This window comes from Armatimonas sp. (assembly GCF_043760365.1).
In the GTDB taxonomy this organism is placed as follows: domain Bacteria; phylum Armatimonadota; class Armatimonadia; order Armatimonadales; family Armatimonadaceae; genus Armatimonas.
Window position 1 is genome coordinate 1 of sequence record NZ_JAYUPA010000263.1, and the last position, 2,021, is coordinate 2,021.

Genomic DNA, 2,021 nt, shown 5'->3' on the forward strand with positions numbered 1-2,021 from the left:
CGTGGTGTTTTATACTGTGTGATTATTCCCGTGGTTTGTATCCGCTTTTTCTTCAATCCTATTGGGATGCAAAAGAGAAAAACTCTGGAGAATCGCGACACTCTTCTCCAAGCAGTCGCGGCAAGAATCCGGGCGCTTCGTGAAGGAAAGGGAATAGCTCAGGAAGTCTTTGCTTACGAGGCTGGGATAGATCGGAGCTACTATGGCGGGATTGAGCGGGGTAAGTACAGCCCGACCGCCATCAACTTAGCTAAGATCGCAGTGGCGCTTGGGGCCGAGGTGGGGGAGCTGTTTCCCGGCAAGGAAGAGCTTGCCTCGTTGCTGGCTGGAGACTCCGCCTCGGATGCCTAAAGCAGCTCTAAAACTGTGCGAGGTTTCGGTGGCTTCCTAACGTCCAGCCTGTACTTACTCGGGGGGATGGATTCCACGGAGCTTGAGAAGGCTGCGCAAGTTCACCACGCCAGCACGATTCAAACGGAGCCGCTCTATCGTCGCGCGGCCAATTGGTGTTTGCCCGATCACAGTGAGTGTGTCCTCACTCCAGGCGAAGTGCTCTGCCCAGGCATCCAGGCGAGGATTATAGAGGCGCACTTCCTCACCTGTCAGGGGATCAATACCCGTCGTTGCCAAGCCCTTGAAGCCATTACATCCCAAGCAGGAGTTGGCAAGGTTGTCTTCCTCATCAGGGCCACCATCGCCCAATGGATGAATGTGCTCCACCGCAAAGGTACTCAGCGAGTGACTCTCCGGGCAGAGGCAATACTCACAGAGATACCTAGCTCGCTCCGCGATACGCTCTCGGACACCTCGACGACGACGCAGTGCCACGAGTTACTGGGTTCTCCGAGCAAGGGGGTGGTGCCTAACGCCCAGTGTGTCGAGGAAGTAGTCGTGTGGCTTGCCATAGCGCTGCGCTAGGCTGAAGAAGAAGCTGAGCCGTCGCACGTTCCAGTCCTCGCCTTGATCAATGAGCTGGATTAGCTCCTCACGCTCCTCGGGGTTAAGTGGAGTGGTTCTCTGGCGCACCTCCAGGGCATTGCGTCGCTTCCAGTAGTCGGGGCCAAGCTCGGCGTACAGGTCTTGGATGGCCTGCATCTCTTGGGGGGTGGGCGATACCGCCGCGACGTTTTCCTGTTCGGCGATGCGCTTGAGGGCAAAGGCCAGAGTTCTACTCTTGGAGAGTCCGAGCTTATGGGAGAGGGCGTCCAGGAGCCCTTCTTCGTCGGGTGTTGGTCTGTAGGAGACAATGGTTCTGGAGCTAGGCATGATGAATGCATTCTACCGTGAATCTAAAGTGAAAGCATTACAAGCTAAGGTGAAAGCACCATAGCCTTAAAGCATGAACTGGAGATTCTACGTTTAGGGCACCTACTTCGTTGAGCGGATGCCGATAGTGCAGTGGCAGATACTGAGGGTTTAGCTTGCCAGTAGAGCTTGGTCGGGTACACTTGACCGGCGACATAATCCACGCTTTACCTCATGAATACACTCATCGTCTTCGGTGCCAAGTACCTATTTTTGATCATCCCTCTGGTTGCTCTGTGGGTGTGGTGGCAGCTCCTCAAAGAGCGACGGCTCCCGTTTGCAGTGCAGGCAGTTTGTGCTGGTGCCCTCGCGCTGGTTCTGGCGAAAGTGGGCGAACACTTTATCACGAGCACTCGGCCCTACATTGCCCATAATCTTACGCCGCTGATCGCTGCTTCCCGTGACAACGGGTTTCCCTCAGATCACACCTTGCTCTCGGCAACCTTGGCATTGCTGGTTCTGACCGTGCGGCGTCCTGTGGGTGCGGCTCTACTGATTCTGGCGCTTTGTGTAGGGGTGTCGCGTGTGCTCGCCTTGGTACACTCGCCAATAGACATTGTGGGATCGTTTGGGATCGCGGTGGTTGGTGTGCTGCTATCAAGCGTTGTCGCATCACGAATGAGTCCGACTGATAAAACACTCCAACACGCGGAGGCAGGTTGAAACATGGATGATGACGGAGCAGGGCGGGATTATCTGACGGTAGAGCAGGCGGC

Annotated in this window: 4 protein-coding genes; 2 read left to right on the forward strand and 2 right to left on the reverse strand. The window is 55.8% G+C overall.

Annotated elements, in window-relative coordinates; translation table 11 throughout:
* On the forward strand, positions 1–351 hold a 351-nt coding region (locus tag ACH2EH_RS06345), incomplete at its 5' end, for a helix-turn-helix domain-containing protein (RefSeq protein ID WP_395140007.1).
* A gap of 54 nt (positions 352–405) precedes the next feature.
* Here the strand turns inward: ACH2EH_RS06345 and ACH2EH_RS06350 are convergent.
* The gene (locus ACH2EH_RS06350; RefSeq protein WP_395140009.1) at positions 406–828 is read right to left on the reverse strand and encodes an HNH endonuclease; all 423 of its coding nucleotides are present in this window, start codon (positions 826–828) and stop codon (positions 406–408) included.
* A 3-nt stretch (positions 829–831) separates the two neighbouring features.
* Positions 832–1,266, reverse strand: a complete 435-nt coding sequence (locus tag ACH2EH_RS06355) for a hypothetical protein (protein ID WP_395140011.1) — start codon at positions 1,264–1,266, stop codon at positions 832–834.
* A gap of 213 nt (positions 1,267–1,479) precedes the next feature.
* Between ACH2EH_RS06355 and ACH2EH_RS06360 the strand changes: the two genes are divergently transcribed.
* Positions 1,480–1,968, forward strand: a complete 489-nt coding sequence (locus tag ACH2EH_RS06360) for a phosphatase PAP2 family protein (RefSeq protein WP_395140013.1) — start codon at positions 1,480–1,482, stop codon at positions 1,966–1,968.
* Positions 1,969–2,021 lie beyond the last annotated feature (53 nt).